This is a genomic window from Tsukamurella tyrosinosolvens (assembly GCF_900104775.1).
Lineage (GTDB): Bacteria > Actinomycetota > Actinomycetes > Mycobacteriales > Mycobacteriaceae > Tsukamurella > Tsukamurella tyrosinosolvens.
The window spans coordinates 1,126,689-1,153,456 of record NZ_FNSA01000003.1 but is presented as its reverse complement, the minus strand read 5'-3'; the positions used below and the strand labels follow the sequence as shown (position 1 = coordinate 1,153,456).

General features: G+C 70.8%; 37 protein-coding genes. 14 read left to right on the top strand and 23 right to left on the bottom strand.

Annotated elements, in window-relative coordinates; translation table 11 throughout:
* Positions 1-1,194, bottom strand: a complete 1,194-nt coding sequence (locus BLW32_RS07240; protein WP_068741083.1) for an NAD(P)/FAD-dependent oxidoreductase — start codon at positions 1,192-1,194, stop codon at positions 1-3.
* A gap of 91 nt (positions 1,195-1,285) precedes the next feature.
* Between BLW32_RS07240 and BLW32_RS07235 the strand changes: the two genes are divergently transcribed.
* On the top strand, positions 1,286-1,639 hold the full coding sequence (locus BLW32_RS07235; protein WP_068524502.1) for a Fe-S protein: 354 nt from the start codon (positions 1,286-1,288) through the stop codon (positions 1,637-1,639).
* On the opposite strand, the gene BLW32_RS07230 is transcribed toward BLW32_RS07235, so the two are convergent.
* Positions 1,629-2,036: a MerR family transcriptional regulator gene (locus tag BLW32_RS07230; protein ID WP_170181063.1), complete on the bottom strand. Its 408-nt coding sequence runs from the start codon at positions 2,034-2,036 to the stop codon at positions 1,629-1,631. The genes BLW32_RS07235 and BLW32_RS07230 overlap by 11 nt on opposite strands.
* Before the next feature lie 9 nt (positions 2,037-2,045).
* On the opposite strand from BLW32_RS07230, the gene BLW32_RS07225 reads away from it, so the two are divergent.
* From BLW32_RS07225 to BLW32_RS07215, 3 genes are read left to right on the top strand one after another with little or no spacing between them, the layout of a single operon-like run.
* On the top strand, positions 2,046-2,675 hold the full coding sequence (locus BLW32_RS07225; RefSeq protein ID WP_068741081.1) for an NAD(P)H-dependent oxidoreductase: 630 nt from the start codon (positions 2,046-2,048) through the stop codon (positions 2,673-2,675).
* A 52-nt stretch (positions 2,676-2,727) separates the two neighbouring features.
* On the top strand, positions 2,728-3,465 hold the full coding sequence (locus tag BLW32_RS07220; protein ID WP_068741080.1) for a Clp protease N-terminal domain-containing protein: 738 nt from the start codon (positions 2,728-2,730) through the stop codon (positions 3,463-3,465).
* Positions 3,466-3,483: 18 nt separating this feature from the next.
* On the top strand, positions 3,484-3,948 hold the full coding sequence (locus tag BLW32_RS07215; protein ID WP_068741079.1) for a DUF8021 domain-containing protein: 465 nt from the start codon (positions 3,484-3,486) through the stop codon (positions 3,946-3,948).
* A 3-nt stretch (positions 3,949-3,951) separates the two neighbouring features.
* On the opposite strand, the gene BLW32_RS07210 is transcribed toward BLW32_RS07215, so the two are convergent.
* From BLW32_RS07210 to BLW32_RS07190, 5 genes are all read right to left on the bottom strand, one after another.
* Positions 3,952-4,575, bottom strand: a complete 624-nt coding sequence (locus BLW32_RS07210) for a maleylpyruvate isomerase family mycothiol-dependent enzyme (RefSeq protein WP_068741078.1) — start codon at positions 4,573-4,575, stop codon at positions 3,952-3,954.
* Positions 4,576-4,618: 43 nt separating this feature from the next.
* Positions 4,619-5,179: a DUF1707 SHOCT-like domain-containing protein gene (locus BLW32_RS07205; protein WP_068524496.1), complete on the bottom strand. Its 561-nt coding sequence runs from the start codon at positions 5,177-5,179 to the stop codon at positions 4,619-4,621.
* A gap of 36 nt (positions 5,180-5,215) precedes the next feature.
* Complete coding sequence (locus BLW32_RS07200) at positions 5,216-6,403, bottom strand: RNA polymerase sigma factor (protein WP_068741077.1); 1,188 nt, start codon at positions 6,401-6,403, stop codon at positions 5,216-5,218.
* Positions 6,404-6,416: 13 nt separating this feature from the next.
* Positions 6,417-6,803 (bottom strand): YciI family protein, encoded by a 387-nt coding sequence (locus BLW32_RS07195; protein ID WP_068741076.1) that lies wholly within the window; start codon positions 6,801-6,803, stop codon positions 6,417-6,419.
* Positions 6,804-6,895: 92 nt separating this feature from the next.
* Entirely contained in the window at positions 6,896-7,588 is a 693-nt protein-coding gene (locus BLW32_RS07190; RefSeq protein ID WP_068741075.1) for a type 1 glutamine amidotransferase domain-containing protein, read from the bottom strand.
* A gap of 94 nt (positions 7,589-7,682) precedes the next feature.
* Here BLW32_RS07190 and BLW32_RS07185 point away from each other — a divergent pair, with 94 nt between their 5' ends.
* Positions 7,683-8,126, top strand: coding sequence for a MarR family winged helix-turn-helix transcriptional regulator (locus tag BLW32_RS07185; RefSeq protein ID WP_068741074.1), 444 nt, complete (start codon positions 7,683-7,685; stop codon positions 8,124-8,126).
* Here the strand turns inward: BLW32_RS07185 and BLW32_RS07180 are convergent.
* The 4 genes from BLW32_RS07180 to BLW32_RS07165 are packed head-to-tail and all read right to left on the bottom strand — an operon-like array spanning position 8,123 to position 11,060.
* Positions 8,123-8,572 (bottom strand): acetyltransferase, encoded by a 450-nt coding sequence (locus BLW32_RS07180; RefSeq protein ID WP_068741073.1) that lies wholly within the window; start codon positions 8,570-8,572, stop codon positions 8,123-8,125. The two genes, BLW32_RS07185 and BLW32_RS07180, sit on opposite strands and share 4 nt — an antisense overlap.
* Entirely contained in the window at positions 8,569-9,234 is a 666-nt protein-coding gene (locus tag BLW32_RS07175; protein WP_068741072.1) for a hypothetical protein, read from the bottom strand. The genes BLW32_RS07180 and BLW32_RS07175 overlap by 4 nt, the downstream gene beginning before the upstream one ends.
* A 49-nt stretch (positions 9,235-9,283) precedes the next feature.
* Positions 9,284-9,742 (bottom strand): peroxiredoxin, encoded by a 459-nt coding sequence (locus BLW32_RS07170; RefSeq protein WP_068741071.1) that lies wholly within the window; start codon positions 9,740-9,742, stop codon positions 9,284-9,286.
* Between the two features lie 49 nt (positions 9,743-9,791).
* Positions 9,792-11,060 (bottom strand): AAA family ATPase, encoded by a 1,269-nt coding sequence (locus BLW32_RS07165; RefSeq protein ID WP_068741070.1) that lies wholly within the window; start codon positions 11,058-11,060, stop codon positions 9,792-9,794.
* 70 nt (positions 11,061-11,130) lie between these two features.
* Between BLW32_RS07165 and BLW32_RS07160 the strand changes: the two genes are divergently transcribed.
* Positions 11,131-11,763: a DUF2461 domain-containing protein gene (locus tag BLW32_RS07160; protein ID WP_068741069.1), complete on the top strand. Its 633-nt coding sequence runs from the start codon at positions 11,131-11,133 to the stop codon at positions 11,761-11,763.
* A gap of 28 nt (positions 11,764-11,791) precedes the next feature.
* Positions 11,792-12,211: a YbaN family protein gene (locus BLW32_RS07155; RefSeq protein ID WP_068741068.1), complete on the top strand. Its 420-nt coding sequence runs from the start codon at positions 11,792-11,794 to the stop codon at positions 12,209-12,211.
* Here the strand turns inward: BLW32_RS07155 and BLW32_RS07150 are convergent.
* Entirely contained in the window at positions 12,192-12,542 is a 351-nt protein-coding gene (locus BLW32_RS07150; RefSeq protein ID WP_068524487.1) for an Rv0313 family protein, read from the bottom strand. The two genes, BLW32_RS07155 and BLW32_RS07150, sit on opposite strands and share 20 nt — an antisense overlap.
* A gap of 91 nt (positions 12,543-12,633) precedes the next feature.
* Positions 12,634-13,065: a VOC family protein gene (locus BLW32_RS07145; protein ID WP_068524486.1), complete on the bottom strand. Its 432-nt coding sequence runs from the start codon at positions 13,063-13,065 to the stop codon at positions 12,634-12,636.
* A gap of 92 nt (positions 13,066-13,157) precedes the next feature.
* On the opposite strand from BLW32_RS07145, the gene BLW32_RS07140 reads away from it, so the two are divergent.
* Entirely contained in the window at positions 13,158-13,967 is an 810-nt protein-coding gene (locus BLW32_RS07140; RefSeq protein WP_068741067.1) for a nucleotidyltransferase family protein, read from the top strand.
* 3 nt (positions 13,968-13,970) lie between these two features.
* Here the strand turns inward: BLW32_RS07140 and BLW32_RS07135 are convergent, their stop codons facing one another.
* The 5 genes from BLW32_RS07135 to BLW32_RS07115 are packed head-to-tail and all read right to left on the bottom strand — an operon-like array spanning position 13,971 to position 18,155.
* The gene (locus BLW32_RS07135; protein ID WP_068741066.1) at positions 13,971-14,969 is read right to left on the bottom strand and encodes an acrylyl-CoA reductase family protein; all 999 of its coding nucleotides are present in this window, start codon (positions 14,967-14,969) and stop codon (positions 13,971-13,973) included.
* Positions 14,970-15,007: 38 nt separating this feature from the next.
* The gene (locus BLW32_RS07130; protein WP_068626165.1) at positions 15,008-15,439 is read right to left on the bottom strand and encodes a YdeI/OmpD-associated family protein; all 432 of its coding nucleotides are present in this window, start codon (positions 15,437-15,439) and stop codon (positions 15,008-15,010) included.
* 28 nt (positions 15,440-15,467) lie between these two features.
* Positions 15,468-15,809, bottom strand: coding sequence for a glyoxalase/bleomycin resistance/dioxygenase family protein (locus BLW32_RS07125; RefSeq protein ID WP_068741065.1), 342 nt, complete (start codon positions 15,807-15,809; stop codon positions 15,468-15,470).
* Complete coding sequence (locus BLW32_RS07120; protein WP_068524763.1) at positions 15,806-16,636, bottom strand: hypothetical protein; 831 nt, start codon at positions 16,634-16,636, stop codon at positions 15,806-15,808. The genes BLW32_RS07125 and BLW32_RS07120 overlap by 4 nt, the downstream gene beginning before the upstream one ends.
* 22 nt (positions 16,637-16,658) lie before the next feature.
* Positions 16,659-18,155, bottom strand: coding sequence for an MDR family MFS transporter (locus tag BLW32_RS07115; RefSeq protein ID WP_068741064.1), 1,497 nt, complete (start codon positions 18,153-18,155; stop codon positions 16,659-16,661).
* A 221-nt stretch (positions 18,156-18,376) separates the two neighbouring features.
* Between BLW32_RS07115 and BLW32_RS07110 the strand changes: the two genes are divergently transcribed.
* Positions 18,377-18,841, top strand: a complete 465-nt coding sequence (locus BLW32_RS07110) for a PNPOx family protein (protein WP_231857338.1) — start codon at positions 18,377-18,379, stop codon at positions 18,839-18,841.
* A gap of 16 nt (positions 18,842-18,857) precedes the next feature.
* Here the strand turns inward: BLW32_RS07110 and BLW32_RS07105 are convergent, their stop codons facing one another.
* Both BLW32_RS07105 and BLW32_RS07100 read right to left on the bottom strand, forming a co-directional pair.
* Complete coding sequence (locus tag BLW32_RS07105; RefSeq protein WP_068741063.1) at positions 18,858-19,454, bottom strand: GNAT family N-acetyltransferase; 597 nt, start codon at positions 19,452-19,454, stop codon at positions 18,858-18,860.
* Complete coding sequence (locus BLW32_RS07100) at positions 19,451-20,149, bottom strand: NAD(P)-dependent oxidoreductase (RefSeq protein ID WP_068741062.1); 699 nt, start codon at positions 20,147-20,149, stop codon at positions 19,451-19,453. The genes BLW32_RS07105 and BLW32_RS07100 overlap by 4 nt, the downstream gene beginning before the upstream one ends.
* 86 nt (positions 20,150-20,235) lie before the next feature.
* Here BLW32_RS07100 and BLW32_RS07095 point away from each other — a divergent pair, with 86 nt between their 5' ends.
* From BLW32_RS07095 to BLW32_RS07085, 3 genes are all read left to right on the top strand, one after another.
* On the top strand, positions 20,236-20,886 hold the full coding sequence (locus BLW32_RS07095) for a TetR/AcrR family transcriptional regulator C-terminal domain-containing protein (RefSeq protein WP_068741061.1): 651 nt from the start codon (positions 20,236-20,238) through the stop codon (positions 20,884-20,886).
* Between the two features lie 59 nt (positions 20,887-20,945).
* Positions 20,946-21,554, top strand: a complete 609-nt coding sequence (locus tag BLW32_RS07090; RefSeq protein ID WP_074850418.1) for a SanA/YdcF family protein — start codon at positions 20,946-20,948, stop codon at positions 21,552-21,554.
* A gap of 65 nt (positions 21,555-21,619) precedes the next feature.
* Positions 21,620-22,297, top strand: a complete 678-nt coding sequence (locus tag BLW32_RS07085; RefSeq protein ID WP_139286097.1) for a TetR/AcrR family transcriptional regulator — start codon at positions 21,620-21,622, stop codon at positions 22,295-22,297.
* 63 nt (positions 22,298-22,360) lie between these two features.
* Here BLW32_RS07085 and BLW32_RS07080 read toward each other — a convergent pair whose 3' ends face one another.
* Positions 22,361-22,816: a DUF2269 family protein gene (locus BLW32_RS07080; protein ID WP_068524478.1), complete on the bottom strand. Its 456-nt coding sequence runs from the start codon at positions 22,814-22,816 to the stop codon at positions 22,361-22,363.
* Positions 22,817-22,917: 101 nt separating this feature from the next.
* Between BLW32_RS07080 and BLW32_RS07075 the strand changes: the two genes are divergently transcribed.
* Positions 22,918-23,532 (top strand): dihydrofolate reductase family protein, encoded by a 615-nt coding sequence (locus BLW32_RS07075; protein WP_068741244.1) that lies wholly within the window; start codon positions 22,918-22,920, stop codon positions 23,530-23,532.
* A gap of 7 nt (positions 23,533-23,539) precedes the next feature.
* Entirely contained in the window at positions 23,540-24,142 is a 603-nt protein-coding gene (locus tag BLW32_RS07070; protein WP_068741059.1) for a hypothetical protein, read from the top strand.
* 501 nt (positions 24,143-24,643) lie between these two features.
* Here the strand turns inward: BLW32_RS07070 and ychF are convergent.
* Both ychF and BLW32_RS07055 read right to left on the bottom strand, forming a co-directional pair.
* Positions 24,644-25,717 carry a redox-regulated ATPase YchF gene (ychF, locus tag BLW32_RS07060; protein WP_068524459.1) on the bottom strand — a complete coding sequence of 358 codons (1,074 nt, stop codon included), beginning with the start codon at positions 25,715-25,717 and terminating at the stop codon, positions 24,644-24,646.
* 63 nt (positions 25,718-25,780) lie between these two features.
* Positions 25,781-26,761, bottom strand: a complete 981-nt coding sequence (locus BLW32_RS07055) for an ABC transporter substrate-binding protein (RefSeq protein WP_197467091.1) — start codon at positions 26,759-26,761, stop codon at positions 25,781-25,783.
* Between the last annotated feature and the right edge of the window lie 7 nt (positions 26,762-26,768).

Genomic DNA, 26,768 nt, shown 5'->3' with positions numbered 1-26,768 from the left:
CTAGACCTCCGCGAGCGGTACGCCGGGATCGGCGAGACGAGCGGCGTCGACCACCCGGCGGGACGTGATCAGCGCACGCACATCATCGCCCACGTCCCACACGTTCACGTTCATACCGGCCAGAACGCGCCCTTCGGCCAGCCAGAAGGCGACGAACTCGAGGGCGTCCACGTCGCCGCGGATCACCACGTCGTCGTACCCCGTCGACAGGCCGAGGTACTCCATGCCGAGCTGGTACTGGTCGGTGAAGAAGTACGGGAGGCGGTCGTAGACCTCGGATCCGCCGAGCATGTTGGCGGCGGCGACGCGCGGCTGGTTGAGGGCGTTGGCCCAGTGCTCGACGCGGACGCGTCGGCCGATCGTCGGGTTCTCGGCGGCGGCGATGTCGCCGACGGCGAAGACGTGCGGGTCGGAGGTGCGCAGACCGGCGTCGACGGCCACGCCGCCCTCGGCGGTCTCCAGGCCGGCGGCCTCGGCGAGCTCGATGTTCGGCATCGCCCCGATCCCGACGAGCACGGCGTCGGTCTCGATCGTGGTCCCGTCCTCGAGCACCAGTCCCCGGCCGCCGGGCTCGACGGCCCGCACGCCGGTGCCGGTGCGCAGGTCGACGCCGTGGCTGCGGTGCAGGTCGGCGAAGACCTTGCCGAGCTCGGGACCGAGGGCGCCGAGGAGCGGCTGCTCGGCGGGCTCGACGACAGTGACCTCCAGGCCGGCCCCGCGGGCAGCGGCCGCCGCCTCGAGCCCGATCCAGCCGCCGCCGACGACGCCGAGGCGACCGCCCTTGTCGAAGACGGCCCGCAGGGCGTCGCTGTCGTCGAGGGTGCGCAGGTAGCGCACCCCGTCGGCCCCGGGCAGCGGCCGGGCTCGGGATCCGGTGGCCAGCAGCAGGTCGTCGTAGGGCAGCGATTCGCCCGTGTCGAGGCCGACGGCGCGCGCCTCCCGGTCGAGGGACGTCGCGCGGACGCCGGTCCGCACGGTCACGTCGTGATCCGCGTACCAGGCGGCGTCGAAGGTGAAGACGCTGTCGCGCTCGGCCTTGCCCTGCAGGTAGTCCTTGGACAGCGGGGGTCGCTCGTACGGCGGATGGGATTCCGCGCCGATCAGAGTGATCGGGCCGTCGTGGCCCAGATCCCGTAGCGCCTCGGCCGCTTTCGCGGCCGCCAGTCCTGCTCCGACGATGACGATCGCACCCATGTCCTCGACCGTAGCCCCGTCCGCCGACGAGGGGAACCCCTCGAATCGCCGTAACGGGTGCACGATTCGTCCGGTTCGCTACGCTCGGACCATGGAAGTACTACGCAACGTAATAGTTCTGGTGCACATCGTGGGCTTCGCCGTCACGTTCGGCGGCTGGGTCGCCTCGGCGGCCGCGGGCCGGTTCCGGTTCGAGCGAGTCATGGACTACGGCCTGCTGGTCTCGCTCGTCACGGGCCTCGCGCTCGCCGCGCCGTGGCCCGCGGGGATCGAGTTGAACTACCCCAAGATCGGCATCAAGCTCGTCATCCTGCTCGTCCTCGGTGGCCTGCTCGGCATGGGCAGCGCGCGGCAGAAGCGGACCGGCGAGGCCGTGCCGCGCGGGATGTTCTACGCCGCGGGCCTGCTGTCGCTGACCGCCGCGGGGCTCGCCGTCATCTGGTGACACCGCGGATGTCGTGGACGTAGTCGCGGAGCTCGTCGAGCTTCTCCTTCGCGGCGACGAGCTGCGCGATCCGCTCGTCGAGCACGGCACGCCGCTCGCCTATCCGCACCAACGCGGCGTCCAGCTCCTCCGGCGGGGCGTCGCCCTCGCCGCAGACGATGCCCACCAGTTCCGCCGTCTCCGTGGCCGACAGCCCGGCCTCGATGAGACAGCGCGCATCGGCGACGGTGCGCACGTCCTGCTCGGTGAACACCCGGTAGCCGTTGGATTCGCGCCCCGGCGCGAGGATCCCCGTCTTCTCGTAGTGCCGGATCATGCGCGGCGTGGCACCCGTGCGGGCGCACAGGTCACGCATCCGCAGCCCGGGCTTGACCATGACACTGGTGTCAGAGTTCATGCTCTCAGTATGACGAATCACCAGCAGCTCCGCGCGGTCGTGGTGACCGCCCATCCCGATGCCGACTCCGCCACCGCCTCCACCGCCGCCGCCGTCGCCCGGGGCCTGCTCCGCGGCGGGTACACCGAGGTCGAGCGGCACGACGTCCTCGCCGCGGGCTTCGACCCGACGTTCGGTTCGGCCGACCACGCGGCGTACCGCGACCGCACCGCCGTCCCCGCCGACGTGCGGGCCGAGCAGCTCCGCCTGGAGGAGTTCGACGCGATCGCGGTCGTCTTCCCGGTGTACTGGTGGGGCCTGCCCGGCCCACTCAAGGGCTGGGTCGACCGCGTCTTCACCCGCGACTGGGCGTACGACGACACGAATTCCGGCGCCGAGCTCGCGGCGCCGAAGCGTCTGTACTTCTTCCCGATCGGCGCCGTCGGCGAATCCACCTACCGCAAGCACGGCTACCTCGACGGCATGAACGCCCAGCTGGTCGACGGGCTCGCGAATTACATGGGCGCGGAGGATTCCGGGCTGTTCCTGCTGGGCGACGGGGAATCGGACGATTCGGATCGGCATCGCGCCCGGGAGGCTGCGGCCGAGGACGCGGCCGCGGCGGTCGCCGCGCGCATCGTCGACGGTGCCGCCGCCTGATCGTCGTCAATCAATGGTTGACAACTGTGCCACGTCAACTCATGCTTGACGCATGCCGCAGAACGACCCCGTCAGCCTCGACGCCCTCATCCGCACCGTCCACGCGCTCCACCCGGACGGCGACGCCCTCGCCCACCTCGGCGACGCCGTCGCCGTCGCGGCGCACCTCGGCGAGACCGCCGACCACCTCGTCGGGCACTTCGTCGACCAGGCGCGGCGCAGCGGCGCCACCTGGACCTCGATCGGCGAGTCCATGGGCATGACGAAGCAGGCCGCGCAGCAGCGTTCCGCGCCGCCGAGCATCGACCCGTCGGCACTGATCGACGCGACCGGCTCGCCGTACTCGCGGTTCACGCCGCGCGCGCGGAGCGTCGTGGTGGCGGCGCAGGACGAGGCCCGCGAGGCGGGGAGCCCGACGATCGACACGGATCACCTGCTGCTGGGGCTGTTCCGCGAGCCCGAGGGCATCGCCGCCCGCCTCCTGCTCGGCCGGGGGATCACGGAGGAGGCGGTCACCGAAGCCGTACTGCACCGGCACATCTCGACGACGGACACCACCGAGAGCCCGGAGCTCATCCCCTTCTCGCCGGCGGCGAAGAAGGCCGTGGAGATGGTGCTGCGCGAGGCGCTCCGACTGGGCCACAACTACGTCGGCACCGAGCACATCCTGCTCGGCATCCTGGCGGAGGGCACCGGCCCCGGCGCGGCCTTCCTGATCGAGCGCGGCGTGGACCACGCGACGATCGACGCCGCGGTGCGCGAGGTCCTTTCGGCGTACACCGAGGGATGACACAGCTACTGTGAGCCCATGCCCGTCGTCGCCCGCCTCGCGACCGCCCTGATCCCCGCCGTCGCGGCTGCCTCGCTCGCCGCGCCCGCCACGGCGGCGACCTGCACTCCCGCACGCCAACTCGCCGCGGCCGACGCCTACATCGCGGCGCTCGGCGATCGTACGAAGGCCGGCGCGGTCCCCTTCGCGCCGAACGCCGTCCGGTTCGAGAACGGCATGCAGACGGGGTTCTCCGGTGACCAGCTGCGCGGGGACCTCGACCGCCACCTGCAGTACTCGATCATGGACGCGCCGCGGGTCACGGCGCGCACCGTCGCGCCCGGCGGCGACCACGACCTGGTCACCTACCGATTCATCGTGCCCGTGCGCATCGCCGGGCAGCGCGTCGTGGACGCGCCCACCGACGAGGACTTCCGGATCCCGCGCAGCACGTGCCTCATCACCCGCATCGACGCGCGGATCACGATCACGCCGCCGCGCTGAGCGTCAGGAGACCCGTTCCACGAGGGTGGGCAGGCCCTCCCCGCTCAGCTCCTCCAGGGCGACGGTGCGCCCGCTCACGGCGAGCAGCAGGGCGAGCAGCGGACCGGTGACCTCCGGGCCGCCGCCGAGCGTGACGTCCGCGTCGGTGGCGCGCAACCGCAGCCCCGCGACGTGCTCCTTCGCACCGCCCATGCCCTTCCCGGTACGGGCCTGCAGCCGCAGTGCCCGCTCGACGGCCTCCGGCGGGTAATCGCCGACGGCGCCCAACGGACGCCGGATGTCCTCGCCGTGCACGACGGCCTCGACGAGCCGCGTGTCGAGCGGGGCGGGCGGGCCCGACGTGCGGTCGACGAGCGCTCGGTACCGGTCCAGCATCTGCGCCGCCGGGCCCAGCTCGCGGTCGACGCCGTTCTGGTTGTCGCGGTCGAAGTCGAAGCGAGCGAGGACCATTCCCTTGATGAAGCCCAGGCGGGTGGTGTCCGCGGTGGAGATCTGGTGGGCGACCACGTCGCGCACGCGCCATCCCGGGCACAGCGAGGGCGTGTCCCACCGCGCGTCGTCGACGCCCTCGAGGAAGGCGATCAGGGCGCGGCGTTCCGCATGGACCAGTTGCCAGACATCGGACATGCGACTCCTTCGTTGCGCTCACCGTAGCGCGGAATCCGCGGCCTCACCGGCGAAGTTGGATCGTGCTCCCCGCGGAGGCCGAGCCGCGCAGCACGAGGAACGGACCGGCCGCTCCGGCCGCCGGGCCCGCCTTGTCCTTGAGCGAACTCCACCCCGAGTAGTCCATCCCCGAGGCGTCCACGCGCATCGTCGGCGTCAGGTGCAGCTTGAGCGTGCTCCACGAGACCTGGACGTCGATCTCGACCCCGCCGTAGGGGAAGTCGGCGTTGCGGAAATCGATTTTCGCCGTGCCCGTCGAACCCGTGATGCGGAGGCGCGCGGGCACCGTCCACACGCCCTTGCGGTGCACCGTCGTCCATTCCAGGTCGAGCACCTCGACCGGCCTGTCCGCGACCTCTGGCACCGCGGGGAAGAGCCGGTCGCGGATCGGGAGGTCGTTCACGAGCACCTGCAGCTCACCGCGATTCGCGGCGGCGTAGGCCGCGTGCGTGCGCTGGTCGAACTCCTCCACGGTCAGGTAGCCGGTCGCCATCGCCTCCCCGAGCAGCTCGACGGCCCGCTGCCGTTCGGGGTCGCCCACCCGGATCCCATCGCTGTCCGCCATGGGCCCGACCCTAGCGATTCCGCCCTGATTCCGCCGCTATCGCCCGGTTCCGCGGGCGCGGCGCCCCAGGTACTCCCGCTCGGCGGGGTCGGTGGTGAGCGAGATCGCCTTGGCGTAGGCGGCATCGGCGGCGGGATCGCCGAGCCGGTCCAGCAGCGATGCGCGCAGCGCCCACGCGGACTGCAACCGTTCCACGCCGTTGAGGGCGTCGAGCGCGTCCAGTCCCGCACGCGCACCGTCGGTCTCGGCGACGACGGCGGCGCGGGCGACGGCCGCGCCGCGGGTGGGAGCGAGGCCGAGGAGCGCGTCGTAGAGGCGCCGCAGGTGGGCCCAGTCCGGCGCCTCGCCGGCGCCCCGGGCGCAGTGCACGGCCCCGATGGCGGCCTCCAGTTGGAACCGCCCGACGGAGCCGAACGCGTGCGCGGTGCGCAGGTGCCGGTGCCCCGCCGCGACGAAGTCCCGGTCCCACCGCCGCGGATTCTGCTGTGCGAGGGGGACGTAGCGTCCGTCCTCGTCGACGCGGGCAGGCAGTCGGGCGCTGGAGAGGTACAGGAGCGCGGCGAGGCCGTGCGCCTCGGCGACCGACGGTGCCGCGTCGGCGATGGTCCCGGCGAGCCCGAGGAGCAGAGCGTGCCGTTCACGGGGCGGGGTGGGCCACTCCATGGCGTACGAGCCGTAGACGGCCTCCAGGACGGGAGCGAGCCGGCCGGCGAGGTCCGTGGGTCCGGGGACTTCGAACGGGATCCGATCCCGCGCGATCCGCTTCTTCGCGCGCGTCAGGCGGGCGGCCATCGTGGCGGTCGGGACCAGGAACGCCGCCCCGATCTGCGCAGCGGCGAAGCCCAGGACGGTGTTGAGCATGAGCGGCACGCTCGCGCCCGCGAGATCGGGGTGCGCGCAGACGAGGAGCAGTTCGAGCCGCCGGTCGCGACCGGCCTCCGGCGCCGCACCGTCGTGCTCGGCGTCGTCGAAGGGCACCGTGGTGCGCTCGGCCGCGGACTTCCACCGGTCCCGCTGCCGATTCCGCGCGACGGTGAGCAACCACGCGTCCGGGTCGTCGGGCACGCCGTCGAGCGGCCAGCGCGTGAGGGCCCGCTCGAAGGCGTCGGCGAGCGCGTCCTCGGCGGAGGCCACGTCGTGCGTGCGGGCGGCGAGCAGCGCGAGGAGCCGGCCGTACGAGGTGCGGGCGGCGTTCTCCGCCCGCACCTCCGCGTCCGTGTCCATCGGTCGGCGCTCGTCAGTCCGTGCAGGCCGCGGCGTTCCACACGCCCTCGTCGCAGGCGGCGGCGACCTTGCGGACCTCGATCACCGCGTACTGGGTGGCGGGGTGCTTCTCCGCCCAGGCGAGCGCGGCGTCGCGGTCGGGCACATCGAGCAGGAAGACGCCGGCGAGCGCCTCGCGGGTGTCGGCGAAGGGGCCGTCCTCGATCCGGAGGTCACCGTCGCGCCGCGTGACGGTGACCGTCTGCGCCTGCGGTTCCAGGATCTCAGCGCCGATCAGCACGCCCGCGGCCTGCAGGGCGGCGGTGTAATCGGCCATCGCCTGCTGCATCTGCAGCACGGCCTCCTCCGGGACCTCGCCCTCGGCGGGCTCGGCGTTGTTGAGCAGCAGTGCGTAATGCATGATTCCTCCTGATGTCCACTGTGCCCCAGGGGCGGGGCACAGTGATGACGATCGAGGCGACGCGGAATCGACAGCCCTCCCGCCGATTTCTCCTACCGGTCGGCGAGCAGGGCGAGGACCCCCTCGGCGACGGGATGGGCGCTGGCCGGGTTCTGGCCGGTCACGACGGTGCCGTCGGTGACGGCGAACGGGACCCACGCCTCGTCGGCCCGCACGTACGTCGCGCCGCGCTCGGCGATCCGCTCCTCGAGATTGAACGGGACGATGGCGTCGAGCCCGGCCAGCACCTCCTCGTTCCAGGAGAAGCCCGCGATGCGCCGGCCGGCGATGAGCGGCGCACCGTCGGCCTTCGTAGCGCCGAGGAGCCCGGCGGTGCCGTGACAGACGGCGGAGACGACCTTGCCGGCCGCGTCGAAGTCGCGGAGCAGGGTCGCGAGGCGCTCGTCGGTCGGGAAGTCGAACATGACGCCGTGGCCGCCGGTGAGGTAGATCGCGTCGAAGTCGGCGGCGTCCACGTCCCGCAGCGACGGCGTGTTCCGGAGGCGATCCATGAAGGTGGGATCGTCGTACCGGGCGCGCGTGCCGCCCTGCGCCAGCACCTCGTGGCTGAGGGATTCGGGGTCGATGGGGACGAAGCCACCGTCGATGCTGGCGACGACGGTGGTGTGCCCCGCCGCCTCGACGGCGTCGACGAAGTGGGTCAGCTCGCCGAGCCAGAGGCCGGTGCGGCGGCCGCTCATGGCGTAGGACGGGACGCTGGTGGCGACGACCAGGATGCGGCTCATGACGTTCTCCTCGCGATTGGTTTGCGTGACAACTAAACCGTAGCACAATTGATATGTACATCAACTGATATGTGACGCCTGCTAGGCTCGACGGGTGGCGGAGCACGAGGAGACCTGCGATTTCGGCTGGTCCGTGGGAGTGTTGAACAAGGCGTACGCGGAGGCGGTGGCGCCGATCCTGGACCGGATCCCGCGTGGGGTGCGCGGCTACCAGACGCTGTACGCCGCCGCGACCTACGACCTGCCGACGCAGCTCGCGCTCGCGGACTACCTGCTCATCGACAAGTCGGTGATGCCCTACGTGGTGGACGACCTGGTGGCCGCGGGCCTGGTGCGCCGCGAGCCGTCGCCCACCGACCGGCGGGCGCGACGTGTCGTCCCCACGGACGCCGGGCTCGCGATGCTCCGCGTGGTGGGCGCGGAGGTGAGCGCCGCCGAGGCCGAGCTGCTCGGGCCGCTCTCCCCCGGCGACGCCGAGGTGCTGCGCCGGGCGGTCGCGATCGTGGCACGGACGTCGCGCGACGGCTGCGCGCGTTAGTCCCTCGTCAGCGCGAGGTGCAGCAGCGGGTACGGGCGGCCCTCGCCGTCGGTCGCGCTGCGCCCTGCCACGATGAAACCGCTGTGGGCGTAGAAGCCGACGGCCTGCGCGTTCTGCTCGTTGACGTCGACGGTGCGCACGCCGAGATCACGGACCGCGTGGTCGAGCAGCGTCCGGCCGACGCCGCGCCCTCGCGCGTCGGCGTGCACGAACAGCATGGCCAGGTCGTCGCCGGCCGTGCCGGCGAACCCGGCCACCGCACCGTCGACCTCCGCGACAGTGAGCCGGACCTGCGGGAAGTAGTCGCTCGCGAGGCGTGACTCGATGGCGTCGCGGTCCGCGGCGGTGAGGAAGTCGTGCGTCGCGTCGACGGAGCTGCGCCAGACCCGGACGAGCACGGGATGGTCGGCGTCGGTGCCATTGCGGAGCGTGATCACTCCGGTCATTCTTCCGGACCTGTCGAGCGGTTTTCGCCCCACGGGTATCCCTTGGGACGATGCCGCGGCGGGATCAACGGCAAGCCGAGTTCCGGTGCAACCGCGTAGATGTAGCGCCTCACGTGGCGGGGCGCGGGCGCGGTCATCCACCCGATCGAGAACGACGCGGGACCGGCGGGATGAACCCATCGTCGTTGCCAACCCGTGAGGTCGTCAGAGACCGATTCCAGCGCGGAGGCACGCGCGGACGGATGCAGCTGGAGCAGGAAGTCCGACCGATAGGTCACGCCCCTCGCATCCCGCTTCATCACCTCGATCCTCTGGATCTCCGACCAATCCCACTCGCGGAGTGCCGGATCCGCGACCCAGGGCAGAGCGATGCCCCTCGGCGACAGGATTGCCGCGACGCGGCGCGAGGCCAGGAGAGCCGCCAGCGCCACGACGTAGCCCGCCGAAGCCACCCCCAGCGCGCCGACGACGGCCACCGCGGAGGCCGACTCACCCGCTTGCTGCATCCCCACACTCCCAACGAGTGCGAGCACCGCCATGCCTCCGTACGCCGCCAGCGCGATGAACCCCGCACCGCGGAACCCGAACCCGACGACGAACGCCGGCGGGACATCGTGCCCGAGAACACCGCTGCCGAACCTTCGCCCCATATCCGTCATCATGAATATTCGCGGGGTTGAAAGCAAATCTGCGCGGGGTTCCGGCGGCGCCTCAGGCCCGGAGAGCGGCGAGGGCGCGGTCGGCGTGGACCTGCATGTTCACCTCGGAGGCGATCACGTCGGCGACGGTGCCGTCCGGGCGGATCGCGAAGGTGGTGCGTTTGGTGGGCATGCCGGCCAGTTTGAGCAGGCCGTCGCGCTTCACGCCGAACGCCGTCGCCACGGCGCCGTGGACGTCCGAGAGCAGCGGGTAGTCGAGACCGTGCTTGGCGGTCCAGTCCTGCTGCTTGGCGACGGCGTCGCGGCTGATGCCGACGCGCTGCACGCCCGCCGCCGCGAACTCGGCGGCCAGGTCGCGGAAGTGGCACGCCTCCTTGGTGCAGCCGGGCGTGAACGCCGCCGGGTAGAAGAACAGCGCGACAGGGCCGGCGGCCAGCAGGTCGCTGAGCTTCCGCGGAGTGCCGTCCTGATCGGGCAGTTCGAAGTCGGGCGCGGTGTCACCGGGTTTCATACCGACCACGCTAGTCCCCCACCCGCGGAGGCGCCCGCGTCGGCGACGGTCACAGGTACTGGCCGACCGGGACGGCCGCCAGCCAGCCGCGCCGGCGCACCTCCAGGAGGAAGGCGTCGATGTCGGTGCCGGCGTTGGCGAGGACGACGCGCCGCACGAGCGCGCCCACGTCGGCACCGCTGGTCTCGGACGGCAGGGAGTCGGCGATCACGGCGACGTCGTCGTCCGTGAGGCCCAGCCCGGCGGTCCGCCGCTGCAGGATCCCGATCAGCGCCTCGCGGTTCGGGTAGCCCACCTCGACGACGCTGTCGAAGCGGGTCGCGCGGGTGGCGGCACCGTCGAGGGAGCGAGGATCGTTGGTCGTCGCGATGGTGAGCACCTCCGCGGACTGATCGACGCCGTCGAGCGCGTCGAGCAGCGAGGCGAGCGCGGAGTCGTCGCCGTCGCCGCGCCGACGCACCGCGAGGTCCACGTCGTCGAGGATCACGACGCACCGCCCGAACTCGACCGCGGCCGCGTACACCGACGCCAGGTCCGCGCCGATCGCGGCGGCACCGACGACGATGACCGTGAAGTCGCCCACCAGCTCGGCGGCGACCGCCCGCGACACGGCGGTCTTACCGACGCCGGGCGGCCCGCACAGGAGAACACCCCGGGCGGCACGGAAGCCGAGACGGCGCAACTGATCCGCGTGCGTGGTCACCGCGCGGACGGACAGGTCGATCTCGGCCCAGACCTGCTCGGGTACGACCACCTCGGCGCGGTCGCCCGTGAGCTCGAAGGCGCGGAAGGTGAGGCCGCCGCGCAGCGAGGCGGTGATCGCCCGCCCACGCAGCGGGTTGAGTTCCTGCGCCGCGGAGCGGATCCGGTCGCGCACCGCCTCCCCCGTCGCCACGTCGCCCGACCGAGTGACCACGCCGACGCTCAGCGTCTCGCGGAAGCCCGTCTCGCACCGCAGCACGACGGGCACCTCGGCAAGGGTGCCCGCGCCGAACGCGAACGCCGCGTCCTCGGGGATCCGGTCGGCACCGTCGCCCACGTCGATCGAGAGCCACGACGGCGGGTCCGTGTGGCTGGACGGGCCGGACTCGGCGCCGTGCTCCGCGACGAGCCGCGCGACGGCGAGGCCGATCGCGGTGGCCGTCGCGGGCGTGGAGGCGATGTTGATCACCGTGTGGTGCGCCTCGAGGACGCCGAGCGCGTCCTCCGCGAACGACGTCGCGGTGCGCGGCGTGATGTGGGCATCACCGAGCAGCGCGCGGATCACCTCCACGGCGCGCGTCACGTCCCGGTTCTCGCCGGTCAAGTCGATGGGCATCCGACGAACGATAGGCGGGCGAGACCGTCCGGCGCCACCGAATATCCGGCCCGGCGGTAGCCTCGACCCCATGAGCTTCACCGGATTCCCCGAGGCCGCGCTGGACTTCTACGACGACCTCGAGGCCGACAATTCGAAGGTCTTCTGGGAGGCGCACAAGGAGGTCTACAAGACCGCCGTCGCCGCGCCGATGGCCGCGCTGACGGAGGAACTCGCCGACGAGTTCGGCACTGCGAAGATCTTCCGGCCCTACCGGGACGTCCGCTTCTCCAAGGACAAGACGCCGTACAAGACGCACCAGGGCGCGTTCATCGGCGTCGGCCCGGCGACGGGCTACTACCTGCAGATCGGCGCGCCCGGGGTCCGGGTCGGCGCCGGCTTCTACGACGCGAGCCCCACGCGGCTCGCGGCCTTCCGGAAGGCCATCGACAACGACCTGTACGGCCCCGCGCTGGAGAAGGTGATCGCGAAGCTGCGCCGCACGGGCTGGGAGATCGGCGGCGAGACCCTCAAGACCGCGCCCCGCGGCTGGGACGCCGATCATCCGCGGATCGAACTCCTGCGGCACAAGTCGCTCAGCGCGATGCGCGACTACGGCTTCGAGGAGATCATCCACACGCCGAAGCTGGTGCCGCAGATCCGCAAGCACTGGCGCGAGACCTCGGCGCTGCTCGATTGGCTGGTCGAGCACGGTGACGCCTGACCGCGCGTCCGCTCCCTACACTGGTGACATGGCCGGGCGATCGCGACTGAAGTGGATGTGGTGGGCCTTCGCCTACATCGCGCTCGGCCTCGGCATCGTCGGCGTGGTGGTCCCGCTGATGCCGACCACGGTGTTCATCCTCATCGCGGCGTACTGCGCGGCGCGCGGTTCGGACACCCTCCACCGCAAGCTGCTGGAGCACCGGGTCTTCGGCCCGATGATCCGGGACTGGCAGACCACCGGCGCCGTGAGCCGCAAGGCCAAGTACATGGCGGTCGGCAGCATGGCGGTGTGCGCCGTGATCCTGTTCCTCGTGACCCCGACGTGGTGGATCGCCGCGACCGGCACGGCGATCATGGCGATCGTCGCGGCCTGGCTGTGGCTCCGCCCCGAACCCGTCCCCGAGCCCGAGGCGGAAGCCGACGCGGTCAGTCGTCCAGAGCAGTGACCGCGATGCCGTAGGGCAGGAACCGCACCTTCCGGGTGACGTCGGTGTTGTGCTGGTTGGCGCGCAACGCGTCGATCTCCGTCGCGTAGACCTGCTCGACGCGGGCTCCCCCGTCCTCGGCGGTGGCGATGATCGCCCACACCCCGTCGCCGGTCTCGCCCGCCGTCTCCGGCTGGCGCTTCGGGCGGCGCACGGCATCGTCGAACAGCCCGGAGAAGGCGTCCCGGCCCGCGGTACCGCCGACGAGCCTGCCGATCATGTCCCGGGCCTCGCGCGCGAGGTCGTCGAACTCGCCCGGACCGAACCCGAACGGGTTGTCGTTACCTGCCATGACTGACTCCTCGAGCCGTAGGGACCCACTTGACTCCAGTGTCCACGCCCGACGAGTCGCCGGCCACCCCGTTCGTCCAGGGCGAACCCGTTCAGTCGAGGCAGAACTCGTTGCCCTCGACGTCGGCCATGGTGAGGCACGACTCGTTCTCGCCGTCGGCCTCCTGCAGGTAGAGGCGGGTCGCGCCCAGCTTCTCCAGCCGCGCGCCCTCGGCCTCCAGTGCCGCGAGGCGCTCGGCGCCCACCATGCCGGTCCCGACGCGGACGTCGAGGTGCACGCGGTTCTTGACCGTCTTCCCCTCGGGCACGCGCTGGAAGAACAGGCGCGGGCCGACGCCGTTCGGGTCGACGCACGCGAACGCGGAGCCGTGCGCCTCCGCCGGCAACGTCGCCTCGAAGGCGTCCCAGTCCGCGAAGCCCGGCGGGGGCGGCGGTACGACGTAGCCGAGCGCCTCGCACCAGAACAGCGCGACGCGCTTCGGGTCCGCACAGTCGAAGGTGACCTGGATCTGCCTGACAGTCATGGGTCAACCGTAGCCAGCGAAGCGGTCGGTTCACGACCTGATTTCGCGGCTCGCTCCGGCGTCCGCCGCGGGCGCCGCACGTACCGTGCAGTGTGGACCGGAACACGCACCCCGAGATCGACGACGCCGTGCGGCGCTACCTCGCCGCCGCCGACCGCCTGCTGCCCGGCGCGGTGACCGCCGCCGCGCTCGGCGGTTCCGTAGCGCTCGGTGCGTACCGCCCGGGCGCGAGCGACATCGACATGGTCGCGGCACTCGACGACGCCTGGCGCGGGAGACCCGATCTGGTGCGCCGGCTGCGGCTGCTGCACCTGTCGCAGGTGCCCCGAGTCGCCGGCCGGCTCGCGCGCGGGCTCGGATTCAGCGCGACGGTCAACACGTCGTTCGTCTGGGCGTCGGACCTGCGCCGACCGGTCACAGCGATCGAACCGGTCGCGTCCCACGTCGGCGAGATCTTCGACCCGCGCGGCGCCTTCGACGTCAATCCTGTTGTCTGGGCGGAGCTCGCCCACGGCGGCGTGACGGTCCGCGGCCCCGGCGTCGCCGAGTGGGGCCTCTCCCCGGAGCCCGATCTGCTCGCCGGATGGACCCGCGACAATCTGCGCGACTACTGGTCGCCCCTCGCGGACCGCGTCGCGCGCGGCTCCCGGCCGCTGCGCGCGGGGCGGGTCGCGTGGTGCCTCACCGGCCCGGCCCGGATGCACGTCACGACGACGTCGGGCGCCGTCGTCAGCAAGGCCGACGGTGCGCGCCGGGCCCGGGCGACCTTCCCCGAACAGGCCCCGATCCTCGGGGTCGCTCTCGCGCATCTGGCCGGTTCCGCGGTGCCCGTGCAGCCGCCGCGCGATCAGTGGCGCGAGCAGACCATCGCGGCGATGCGGGAGAGCATCGCCGCGGCGTGAAGGTCACCAGCCGCGGCCGAGGTCCACGACCGCGCGGCCCGTGTACTCGCCCACGCGGAGGGCATCGACGACGGTGCCGACGCCGTCGATCCCGATGTCGTTGGCGACGAGGTCGAGGTGCCGCGGCCGCAGGTCCGTCTCGATGCGCTGCCACAGAGCACGGCGCGGCGCGATCGGCATGAGCACCGAGTCGATGCCGGCGAGGGTGACGCCGCGCAGGATGAAGGGCATGACCGTCGTCTTCAGACCGGCGCCGCCGGTGAGGCCGCTGGCGGCGACGACGCCGCCGTAGTGGAGGGTGCTGATCACGTCGGCGAGCGCGGCGCCGCCCACGCAGTCGACGGCGGCGGCCCAGCGGCTCTTCCCCAGCGGCCGGGGCTTGGCGTCGGGGTCGTGAGGGAGCCGGCCGATGACCTCGGCGGCGCCGAGCTCGCGCAGTCGGTCGGCCGCGGCGGGCTTGCCCGAGGACGCCGCGACCTCGTAGCCGAGGCCGGCCAGGAGGTCGATGCTCGTGGAGCCGACGCCGCCGGTCGCGCCGGTGACCACGACGGGCCCGTCGGCGGGAGCGATCCCGGCATCGACGATCGCGGCGACGCTCATGGCCGCGGTGAAACCGGCGGTTCCGATGGCGGCGGCCTCGCGGGTGCTCAGCGCGGTCAGCTTCACCGTCCACTCGGCGGGGACGACGGCCTGCTCGGCGTAGCCGCCGTCGCGGGCGGTGCCGATCTCGTAGCCGTGCGCGATGACGCGGTCGCCCGCGGCGAACTCGTCGGATTTGGACTCGATGACGGTGCCGGCGACGTCGATGCCGGGGACGATCGGGTACTGGCGCACCACACCGCCGCCGGGGGTGAACGCCAGCGCGTCCTTGAAGTTGACGCCGGAGAACTCGACGGCGATGCGCAGCTGCCCGGGCTCGAGCGGCGCCGGGTCGCGGGTCTCCACGCGGGAGGTCACGGCGTCGTCGGCGAGTTCGGCGATCAGTGCCCGGTACTGGGTCATTCTGTGTCTCCTCGGATCTCGGTGCGTTTCCCGCGATCCTAGAGGGAGGCGATCACTGCGGCGATGCGCCGCTCGCGGGTCTCGGCCCGCTTCGCCTCGGCGACGCCCCGCGCCGCCTCCTTGCGGCGGGTATAGCTCAGGGCGTCGAACGCCTCGCGCCGGCCCGCGCTCTGCAGCGCCGCCGCGAGGTCGTCGGGCAGGTCGACGGTGCGCTCGGCCTCGTCGAGCTCGACGACGGCGTCGACGGTGTCTCCGATCTCGACCTGGAGGTCCTTGCGTGCGGCCTTGGACAGACCGATCAGGTTGCACCCGCCCATGCCCGCGAGCCGTAGCCGCGCGGTGCGGTCGCCGATCGTGACGCGCACGGCAGCGCGCTTCCCTCCGCCGAGTTCCTCGACCTGGGCGTCGGTCAGTTCGATGGCGGTGGCCGGACCGACGGGTTCCAGCGTGGTTCGTACGTGCAGTGCCATGCGATCCATCGTCCCCGAAATCGGCGGGCTATGCGGGCCCGCCGCCGATCCCGACCTCGTTGCCGTCGGGATCGACGAAGTTCGCCTTGCGGACGCCGTTGTCGTAGACCTCCTCCGACTGCGGGCGCAGCCCACGTGCCGCGGCGGCGGCGAGGAAGTCCCCGAAGCCGTCGAGGAACAGCGTGACCGCGGAGTGTCCGGCGTGCTCGGGAAGCAGCTCCACGTAGACGTGCACGCGCTCCCCCAGCGTCCACACGTGCTCGACGTCATTGGGCGCGAACGACTCCACGTCGCCGAACAGCTGGTCACCCCACGCGATCGCGCGGGGCAGGTCGGTCACGGCGAGCCGGGCGAAGAGGTCCATGGTCATCCCTTCGACCGTCGCTTCGACGGTGCGCGGCGCAGCAGGTCCGGAAGTTCGGCGACAGCCTCGGCGCCGGCGAGGCTCTCGTCGATGTTGACGAGCGCGAGCAGTCGCAGCGGCGCCCCCACTCGCGCTGCGGCCTCGAACTTGTGGTGTCCGTCGAGGAGGAAGTGGGTGACCGCCCAATGCTCGTAATAGTCCACGGCGTCCGGAGCGATCACGGCCGGGGCGCGGCGGTCGAGCATCGACAACGCCACCGCCGTGGGAGTCGTACCGCCGGCGACCAGGTCGACGTAGTGCTGGACGCGGTTCTGGTCGTTCCAGTTGGGCTGCACCATGGGAACAACGAATTCGAAGAGGTGCTCGTCGGGCGCGACCTCGGTCTCGAACGTGCGGTAGTAGTGGGTCAACGGGTTCTGCGGCAGTCCCCAGAGCGTGTCGATTCCCCACGTGGCGACCTGCTCGTGCGTGAAGTAGTCGCGGTCGTCGTACGGTGCGACCAGTTCCGGAGTGACCTCGACCAGGAGCGGCAGATACTCGCCCTCCGGCAGCAGACCTGAGAAGGTGGCGACGACCTCGTCGTCGATCAGGTCGAGTCCTCGTTCCAGCCTGTCCAGCGGCACCCGCTCGTCCGAGATGTCGTAGCCGATGGTCTTACGTTCGAAGAGGAATGGGGACGTCCCCGTCCAGAATGATAGCTCGAGCGCTGGCGTCCCCTCGATGAACAGATACCGAGTGGAAACCCGATCGTCGGGATCGATCTGGTCGATCCGCAGCGTCGCCTCGTCGTGCGGGACGCCGAGGCGACGCTGCGGGGCCGTGGAGATCAGCATGTGCGGATCGTAGGCCGGGCCGTCAGTGATGCGCCGGGCCGGACGGGGCGGCACCGTCGACCTTGCGGGGCAGGAACAGGGCGCACACGACGACCACGACACCCATGAGCGCGGCGGCGGCGAAGGCCCACTGCAGGCCGCCGACGAAGGCCGCCGGCTGGGAGGCGCCCGTCTCGGCCAGGTGCGACGAGCGGTTGGACATGACGACGATGAGCGCCGCAGTGCCGATCGCGCCCGCTACCTGCTGGAGCGTGCCGAGCAGCGAGGAGCCGTGCGAGTACAGGTGCTCGGGCAGGTCGCCCAGGCCGACGGTGAAGACCGGGGTGAAGACGGCGGCCAACGACACCATCAGCCCGATGTGCACCGCGACGAGGACCGGGTACGGCGTCGTCGCGCTGATCCGGCTCAGCGCCGCGAGGGCGACGACGATGCCGATCGCGCCGGGGATCACCAGCGGACGCGCGCCGACGCGGTCGTAGAGCTTGCCGACCTGCGGGCCGAGCAGGCCCATCGCGAGGCCGCCGGGCATCACGAGGAGACCGGTCTGCAGCTCGGACAGACCGCGCAGATCCTGCAGGTACAGCGGAAGCAGGATCATCGAGCCGAGGAAGGCCATGAACCCGGCGGTCATCAGCAGCAGCGAGACCGCGAAGGTACGGTGGCGGAGGGCGCGCAGGTCCAGCAACGGCATCTCGCGCTGCTGGAGACGGACCTGGTACGCGGCGAACGCGGCGATGAGGAGGACGCCGGCGACGACGATGAGGACCGGGCCGGTGACATCACCCGTGCCGATCTCGCTGAGTCCGTACACGAGGCTGCCGAAGCCGCCCGCCGCGAGCACGACGCTGAGCCAGCTGATCGGCGTGCTCTCGGTCTCGCCGACGTTCTCCAACTGCCGCATCCCGGCGACGCCGACGAGCACCGCAATCGGCAGGACGAAGACGAAGATCAGGCGCCACGACCCGAGGTGCAGGATCATCCCGGACACCGCCGGGCCGAGGGCGGGCGCGCACGACATGGCCAGGGTGACCTGGCCCATCACGCGGCCGCGGTCGCTCTCCGGGACGACGGTCATCAGCGTCGTCATGAGCAGCGGCATCATCACCGCGGTGCCGCCCGCCTGGACGACGCGGGCGGCGAGCAGCACCTCGAAGGTGGGGGCGATGGCGGCGAGGGCGGTGCCGGCGCTGAACGTCGCCATGGCGACCGCGTAGGCGGTGCGGGTGCTGACCCGCTGGAGGAACCAACCCGTCACCGGGATCACGGCGGCCATGGTCAGCATGAAGACGGTGGAGAGCCACTGGGCCGCGCGGGCGTCGACGTGGAAGTCGGTCATGAGACGCGGGATCGCGTTGATCATGATCGTCTCGTTGAGAATCACGACGAAGGTGGCCGCGACCAGCAGTTTGATCACCAGCGGCGTGCGCCCGGCCTGCTCGGTCCGCTCGGTCGGCGATGCGTCGGCGGGCTTCGTCAGGTCGGTGGGGGGTTGGTCCATCTGTTCAGTGTGCGTGGCCATGGTGGCTTCCTCATAGTCGTTTTCCGCGGCGACCTGTCGATCGCCTTCATGAATACGACGAACCTCTGACAGGTTTTTCGACATCACCCGTCGACCGGATCTGTGAATTCCGCGTTCTGCTGGCCTACGAGGCCGGATTTGGCCTCGCATGCCCGAGTTCCGCTGTTTTCACGAGCGTCGGTGCTCTGGCCGGGGCCGGTGGGCGGGTCTACCGTCGAGGTATGAGTCGGAGCGCCGGGACCGCCAGCACGATGCCGCTGCAGGGCGTCATGAACGCAGTCATGCGGACGCTGCTCAAGGCGCCCGGTGTCTCGAAGTTCCTCGGCGAGCGCCTCCTCACGCTGTACGTGGTGGGCCGGAAGTCGGGCAAGGTCTTCGAGGTGCCCGTCGCGTACGCGAAGCACGACGGGAACCTGCTGGTCGGCTCCCCGTTCGCGTGGGGGAAGAACCTCCGCACCGGCGAACCGATCGACGTCCAACTCGCGGGCCGCCGAAGGACCGCCGACGTGCGGGTGGTCTCCGACGAGGCCGGCGTGGTCGGGCTGTACGGCGTGATCGCGGCCGACAACAAGAACTTCGCCTCGTTCAACAACATCGGCTTCACCGCCGACGGCTCCCCCGATCCCAACGACCTGCGACGGGCGTTCGACGGCGGAGCCAAGGTCTTCGTCCTCACCCCGCGCTGACAGCGCACCCGCCGAGTCATCGCGGATCGCGCCACATCGGCCACAGCGGGGGCGCGTCCGGAGCGGCGATGATCGGGGCGCCGAGATCTGCGAATCCGTTCCGCTCGTACAGGCGGCGGTTGGCCGACGAGGACGCCTCCAGGTAGCAGGGCAACCCGCGAGCGGCAGCGCGGCGCAGCCCCTCCGCGAGCATCACCGCGCCGATCCCGCCTCCGCGCCGATCCGGGAGGACCGCCATCGACGCGAGATGGATGTGCCGCTCGGCGGGCCGTACCGCGTCCGTCGCCGCCTGCACCGCCCGCATCCGGCGCGCGAGCGGGTTATCTCCGACGATGGCGTCCACCGGGCCGGACCGTGGATCCAGCCAGATCGAGACGCCCACGGCACCCGCGCTCGGTGCGAGCGCAGCGATGACGCCGCGCGTCGGCATCGCCTCGGCGATCGCTGCGGCGAACATCTGCTCGAGGACCACTTCCCGGGCGGACTCGTCGGGATGCATCCAGCAGGTGAAGGAGTCGTCCGCGAAGGCGGTCGCGCACACCCGCGCGAGGGAAGCAATGTCGTCGTCGCCGGTCGCGGCGCCGACGAGGAGCGTGTGGTCGCCGGTGCTCATCGCCGACCCGCCAGGGCACTCGGGGTCTCGCAACCGACGATGGCCGGCGCCTTCCGGACCAGTGAGTCGTCGGTCAGCGCCTCGACCATGTAGAGCGCGTAGTCGACGCGGCGCATGCGGTCGCTCGCGAGGGTCGGGGCGCCCACGTGCTCCCCCGCGATCGGGAGGCCCTGACCGGGACCTTCCTCGAGTGTGCTCGCCCGCACGAGGGTCCACGCCGCGTCACTCGCGTAGATCCGCCGTGCCGCCTCGACCTGGTCGTCGATGTCCATGATCCGTGCCGCCCGCATCACTTTCGTCACTGCGGACTGCACCAGTACCGTTCTCTTCGAGTACAGATCCGCATCGTCGTACGGCACGTGCCAGCCGCACGAGAAGATCAGCCGGGCATCGGGTTCCGCGGCGCCGAGGACGGCCCGCGCCGTCCCAGAGGAGTAGCCGCGAACTCCCCACGGCACGAGGACCGTGAGCACGCCGTCGCACCCGGCGACGGCGGTTCGGATCACTTCCGTGTCGTCGGAGTCGCCCGGTATGACCGTGATGCGGCCCGCGCGATCGGCGAGCTTGCCGACACTGCGCTCGCGGCAGACCCCGACCACCTCGTAGTCGCGACGCAGCGCCTCGTCGACCATGTAGCGGCCGAGCTTCCCCGACGCGCCCACGACGCAGACCCGTCGAATCCCTTGCTCCTTCATGACGTCTCCTTCTCGGACTATGAAACTTACGATGTAAGTACGCTAGACTTACGCGGTAAGTTTCCGCAAGACCCGAGAGGACCTTCGTGCGAAAGAACCGGCCGCCGCTGACCCGGGCGCGTGTCGTCGGCGCCGCCGTCGCGCTGGCGGACGCGACAGGTCTCGCCGCCGCCACTATGCGCGCGGTCGCCAGCGCCCTCGATGTCGAGGCGATGTCGCTGTACAACCACGTGAAGAACCGGGAGGACCTCCTCGACGGCATGATCGACGCAGTCTTCGCCGAGATCTCGCTTCCCGCGGAATCCACCACGTGGCGCCCCGCACTGCGCGAGATCGCCGAGCAGACCCGGGCCGCATTGCAGCGACATCCCTGGGCGATCGGCATGCTCGATTCGCGCACCACTCCAGGGCCCGCGACGCTGCGCCGCCACGACTTCGTCCTCGGTCTCCTGCTCGCTGCCGGCTTCTCCGCCGACACGGCGGTTCGAGCCGTCGCAGTGCTCGACAGTTACGTCTACGGCAGCGCACTCACCGAGAAGAGCCTTCCGCTCGGTGACGATCGCACGATCGCCGACGCGGCCACAGAACTCGCTTCGACGGTTTCCGAATCCGACTACCCCCACCTCGTCGAGGTTGCGCGAGTCCTGGCCGGCAGCCGGGGCGCCGATTCGTACGACGAGGAATTCGCGTTCGGGCTCACACTCCTGCTGGACGGCCTCCAACCCGATTCACCCTGACGACGGACCGGCGCTCCGACATCAGCGGCGTCGGCCGGGCGATCGGTACGCTCGGTCCGGTGTTCGCCATCCTGCGCCGCCTGATCCGCTACGCCGTGATCGCGGCCGTCCTGGCGATGGTCGCCTCGAGCGCGTGGGTGCAGTGGGAGAGCCGCTCGCGCATCCAGCAGGACGCATCCCGGCCGTGGGTGGTCGTGCTGGGCGACCGCGTGCACGACGGCGAACCCTCGGTCTATCTACGCGAGCGCCTCGACACCACACTGACGATCCTGCGGGAGAGCCGTGCCCAGCGGGTGCTCGTCTCGGGCCATGCGGCGTCGGCCAAGGGCGACGAGGTGGCCGCGATGCGGAAGTACCTCGAAGAGCGCGGCGTCGCCGCCGGCACCATCACCGACGACCGCTTCGGCGTGACGACCTACAACACCTGCGCCCGTGCCAGGACCGTGTTCGGGATCGACCAGGCAATCCTCGTGACACAGGACTTCCACCTACGCCGCGCCGTCGCGCTGTGTCACGCGCAGGGCATCGACGCCGTGGGGGTCGAAGCGGGCTCCGACGCCGGTGTCTACCTGACGGTGCGGAACTGGGTCCGCGAGGTCACACTGTCGCGCCCGAAGGCCGCTCTCGATGCCCTCCGCGATCCGGGACCCGTGTCGCGCGACCGGTGACCACCCCGTCGTAGGCGACCGTGGGTAAGCTCGCTTACAGCGACTGTAAACAAATCGGAGGTGACGTGACTTCCCCCAGGACCGGTGTGCGCCAGCAGAAGAAGGAGGCGACGCGCGCCCGCATCGCCGCGGTCGCGATGGACTTGTTCCTGGAACGGGGGTTCGAGAACGTGTCGGTGGTCGAGATCGCCGCGGGCGCCGGGGTCACGGAGAAGACGGTCTTCAACCACTTCGCCACCAAGGTCGACCTCGCCTTTCCGGAGGACCCCGACGCCGTGACGGCGCTGCTGGGTGCGCTGACGTCGCGCCCCGCCGGAGCCTCGGTCCTCGAGGCCTTCCGCGCCTTCGCCCTCGACGTCTACGAGCGGTACTTCCCGCTCGACGAACAGGGCCGACAGCGCGAGACGCAGATCGCGCGTCTCGTGGACACCAGCCCGGCGCTCCGCGCATGGAAGCGCGACATGCTCGCCCGCTACGCCGACATCGTCCGCGACCACCTGGCGGCGGAGCTCGGCGCCGAGTCGGCGGACATGCGCCCGACGGTCGTCGCGAGATCGCTCCTCGCCGTCCACGAGGCGGTGATCGACGGCTTCCGGGACGGCCTGATCGCCGGCGCCGAGGACGCCGCCACGCTCAGCCGGCGTCTGCGCGCCTCCGCCGAGCAGGCCTTCGACCTCCTCGGCGCCGGATTCCGCGACTACGCCCTCGGTCCGGCGAACCCGGCAGCCGGCGTGAGGAGCTGATCGCCGGCGAGCCCCGGTGGTGGTCCGTACGTCGCGACCGGTCTCTCGAGAGTCGTTGCCGCATCACACCTTCAGCACCATGTCGACGGTGGCCAGGATCAGGATCGTCGTGACGACAAGGGCGAGCCGATACCACCGCCGGGCCTCGCTCGCCGCGCCGGCCAGGTCGTCGCGATCCAGCGCTGCGGTGGCGCGTTTGGCAGTCCTGCCCAACCCGAGAATGCCGAGCGCCGTCACGATCGCGTACGCGACGAGCCCCAGGACGATCCACAGATCACTCATGTCGACCCACGGCTGACGCAGCACCAAGGCGACACCCGCAACCAGGACGGCGACCGTCGAGGGCCCGATGACGGCCGGGCCCAGCACGCGCATCAGCCGCAGGAGCCGCCGCACCGCGTCCGAGGTCGGTGCACGCACGACATCGGCGGCGACGACACAGATCGCCGCCCAGCACCCCACCCACACGGAACCGCCGACGACATGGAGCACCGCGAGCCAGGTATCGAGTTCGGTCATCGCCGGGCTCCTCCCGCAGCCTTGCCTTGATTACAGTGACTGAACTATAAATCTTACAGTGACTGAATACAATGCTGGATGAGCGTCCCGAGGAGGCCACCATGAGCAAGGTCGTCGTCAACCAGAGCATCACCGCCGACGGGTACGCCGCCGGACCCGATCAGACCGAGGATCGACCGTTCGGCGACGACGGCGGCGACGGCTGGGGAAGCAGGCTCCACGCCTGGATGTTCGACGACGCCGATGAGAACCGCGCCGAGATCGCGCAGGCCTCGGGAGCAACGGCACACATCATGGGCCGCAACATGTTCGGCCCGGTCCGTGGAGAGTGGGATCGGCCGTGGAACGGCTGGTGGGGCGAGGACCCGCCGTTCCACGGACCGGTCTACGTACTCACTCACCACGCGCGCGCCCCGCAGCCGATGGCCGGCGGGACGACGTACCACTTCGTCACTGACGGCCCCGCGTCCGCTCTCGCCCGCGCCCGCGACTCGGCCGGCGACGGCGACATCTGCATCCAGGGCGGCGCACAGACCATCAACCAGTTCCTCGCCGCCGGACTCGTCGACGAAATGCGACTGCATGTCGTGCCGTACACGTTGGGTGGCGGCGCCCGCCTCTTCTACGACGTTCCGCCGTTGGACCTCCGGCTGATCCACGCGCGCGCCGCGCGCTCGGTCCTCCACGTGACCTACCGCGTACACAAGCCTCAGTGACCTGCAGATGGTTCGACGACCATCTCCCCCGACCGCTTCGCTCCCTCCTGGCGCCGGCGCCGCGTCCCGCCGCTGGTGGGGCCACTGGCCGGCCGTCGTCGGCCTGGTTGCCGCAGGCATTCAGGTCGCTGGCGGCGTCGAGCCGGCCGCGGTCTCGATCACACTCGCCGTCGCGGCTTCGTGCTACCTGGCCGCAGCCGCTCTCGACCGTCCGTGGGCGGCCTGGGCGGGGATCCCCGCCGGTTCCGCGGTCGTCGTCGCGGGTGAGGTCTCAGGACTCCCCTGGTGGGCGGGGCTTTCGGCCTACGCTCTCATCCTGCTCCTGATCGGCGTCGTGCGTGACCACACCGCACGCCCCCTTGCGGAGCAGTGCCTCGCACTGCTGGTGTACGGCGGCGCCGCCGTGGTCGCGATCCTGGTCTCACCCCGGGGAGGGCTGGCTCTCGCCGGGTCCGCGCTGGCGTGCCACGCTCTCTGGGACCTTCGACACCTGCGCCGAGGGGACGTCGTTCCACGGTCCCTCGCCGAGTTCTGCATCGTGCTCGACATCCCGCTCGGCGCAGCGGCGATCGCGCTCGCCTGCACCGGCGCGGCGGCGCCGACGGCCTGAACCCGACGATCCGATCGCCCGCGCCGGCGCATCGGGATGTCCCGATCTAGACGTTGGGACGGAACTCGATGGTGTCACCCTTCATACGTACTGACCTGCTTTCGCGAGCTGGATCATGGGCCCAGCATCGCCCCTCGTCGCGAGCGGACCATGCCCGCCCTCGGTCATCGACAATGTCCACAATCACCGTATACCGCCACGTTCCGGCGACCACGTGGTCGGACACGAAGCGCAAGTGAAGCCATGCGGATACAACCCAATCGCCCGGCAGGCGCCGCGCCCTCAGTTGCCGGATGAGCTGCATACCGTAGCGTCGTGCCAACTGGTCGCCATGAGCGTCGTCGCGCAAGTCGATGTCAATGCCAGAGGGACCCGCGGTTCGGCACAAAAGGCCGATACCCCACCAGCCGGCTATGTCGTTGTTCCTGCTGCCGAAACTCGTGGCAATTCCTCGACACACGTCTTCGAGCTCACGGCGCCGAGGCATCGGGATGTCCCGACCTACACGTTGAAGCGGAACTCGACCACGTCACCGTCGGACATGACGTAGTCCTTACCCTCCATGCGGACCTTGCCGGCGGCCTTCGCGGCGGCCATGGTGCCGTTGGCGTCGAGATCGGCGAAGGAGACGATCTCGGCCTTGATGAAGCCCTTCTCGAAGTCGGTGTGGATCACACCGGCGGCCTTGGGGGCGGTGTCGCCCTTGCGGATAGTCCAGGCGCGCGACTCCTTGGGGCCGGCGGTGAGGTAGGTCTGCAGCCCCAGGGTGTGGAAGCCGGCACGGGCGAGCGAGTCGAGGCCCGGCTCGTCCTGGCCGATCGACTCCAGCATCTCGGCCTGGTCCTCGGGGTCGAGCTCCAGCAGCTCGGACTCGATCTTGGCATCGAGGAACACGGAATCGGCGGGCGCGACGGCGGCGGCCAGCTCCTCCCGGCGCGCAGCGTCGGTGAGCACGCCCTCGTCGGCGTTGAAGACGTACAGGAAGGGCTTGGCGGTCATGAGGTGCAGCTCGCGGATCGGCGTGGTGTCGAAGCCCGCGGAGAACAGCGTCTTGCCGTCCTCCAGCACGAGCTGCGCAGCCTTCGTGGCCTCGAGCGTCTCGACCAGCTCCTTGTTCTTGCGCGCGTCCTTCTCGAGCCGCGGCAGGGCCTTCTCGATGGTCTGCAAGTCGGCGAGAATCAGCTCGGTGGCGACGGTCTCGATGTCGGCGAGCGGGTCGACCTTGCCGGCCACGTGCACGACGTCCTCATCGGAGAAGACGCGCACCACCTGGCAGATCGCGTCCGCCTCGCGGATGTTGGAGAGGAACTGATTGCCCATGCCCTCGCCCTCGGACGCGCCCTTAACGATGCCGGCGATGTCGACGAAGGACACCGTGGCGGGGAGGATGCGCTCCGAGCCGAAGATCTCGGCCAGGCGGTTCAGCCGCGGGTCCGGCAGGTTCACCACGCCGACGTTCGGCTCGATGGTGGCGAACGGGTAGTTCGCCGCCTCCACCTCACTGTTGGTGAGGGCGTTGAACAGGGTGGACTTGCCGACATTGGGCAGTCCGACGATTCCGAGGGTAAGGCTCACGGGACCTCATTCTACGTGGTCGCGGATGCGCCTCCCGACGGTGCGGGAGGCGCACCGTCCGAGTCAGCGGTAGAGGCTGCCCGCGACCTTCGGGTCGTCGATGTTGGTCCTGTCGTACCAGTAGAAGCCGGTGTCGATGGCCTTGGGCAGCGACTCCCCCTTGATGGCCTTGACCGCCGCAGCGACCGTCTCGCGACCGATGCCCTCGGGATTCTGGGTGATGGCCCCGGCCATCAGCCCTGATCGGATGGCGTCGATCTGCGCGGCGCCCGAGTCGAAGCCGATGATCGTGAGATTCGTCCTGCCGCTGCGTTGCGCGGCGTTGACGATGCCTGTCGCCGCTCCCTCGTTGGTGCCGTACAGGCCGACGAGGTTCGGGTGCGCCTGCAGCATCGTGGCGGCGAGGTCCGCGGCCTTCGACGGGTCCCCGCCGTACTGGACGTCGACGATCCTGATGCCGGGGGCATTGGCCTTGATCCAATCGACGAAGCCGTCGCGCCGATCCACACCGGTCTTCGAGGTCTGGTCGTGCGCGACGACGCCGATCTCGCCGTTGCCGCCGACGAGCTGGACCATGTGCTTGGCGGCCTCGGCTGCAGCGGCCTTGTTGTCGGTCGACGCGGTCGTGACGGGGATGTCGCTGTCGACGCCCGAGTCGAAGGCGACGACTGGGATGCCGCGGTCTTTCGCCTGCTGGAGCATCGGTGCGACCGCGGCCGAATCGAGGGCGGCGATCGCGATCGCCGACGGGTTGCGGTCGAGCGCGGTCTGCAGGAGCTGCACCTGCTTCTCCACCTGCGTCTCGTTGTCGGGCCCCTCGAAGGTGATGGTCCTTCCCAGCTCGGTGGCCGATTCCTGAGCGCCCTTGTTCACCGCCTTCCAGAACTGGTGCTGGTACCCCTTGGAGATGATGGCGATCTGCCCGTCGCCACCCGAGGAGCCGTTGGAGCACGCGGTCGCGGTGGTGAGCATCGCGACTGCGGCGACGGTGACCGTCGCTGCGCGGAACATTCGCCGCACGGGGGTCGAAGCCTTAGTGAACACGGAATTC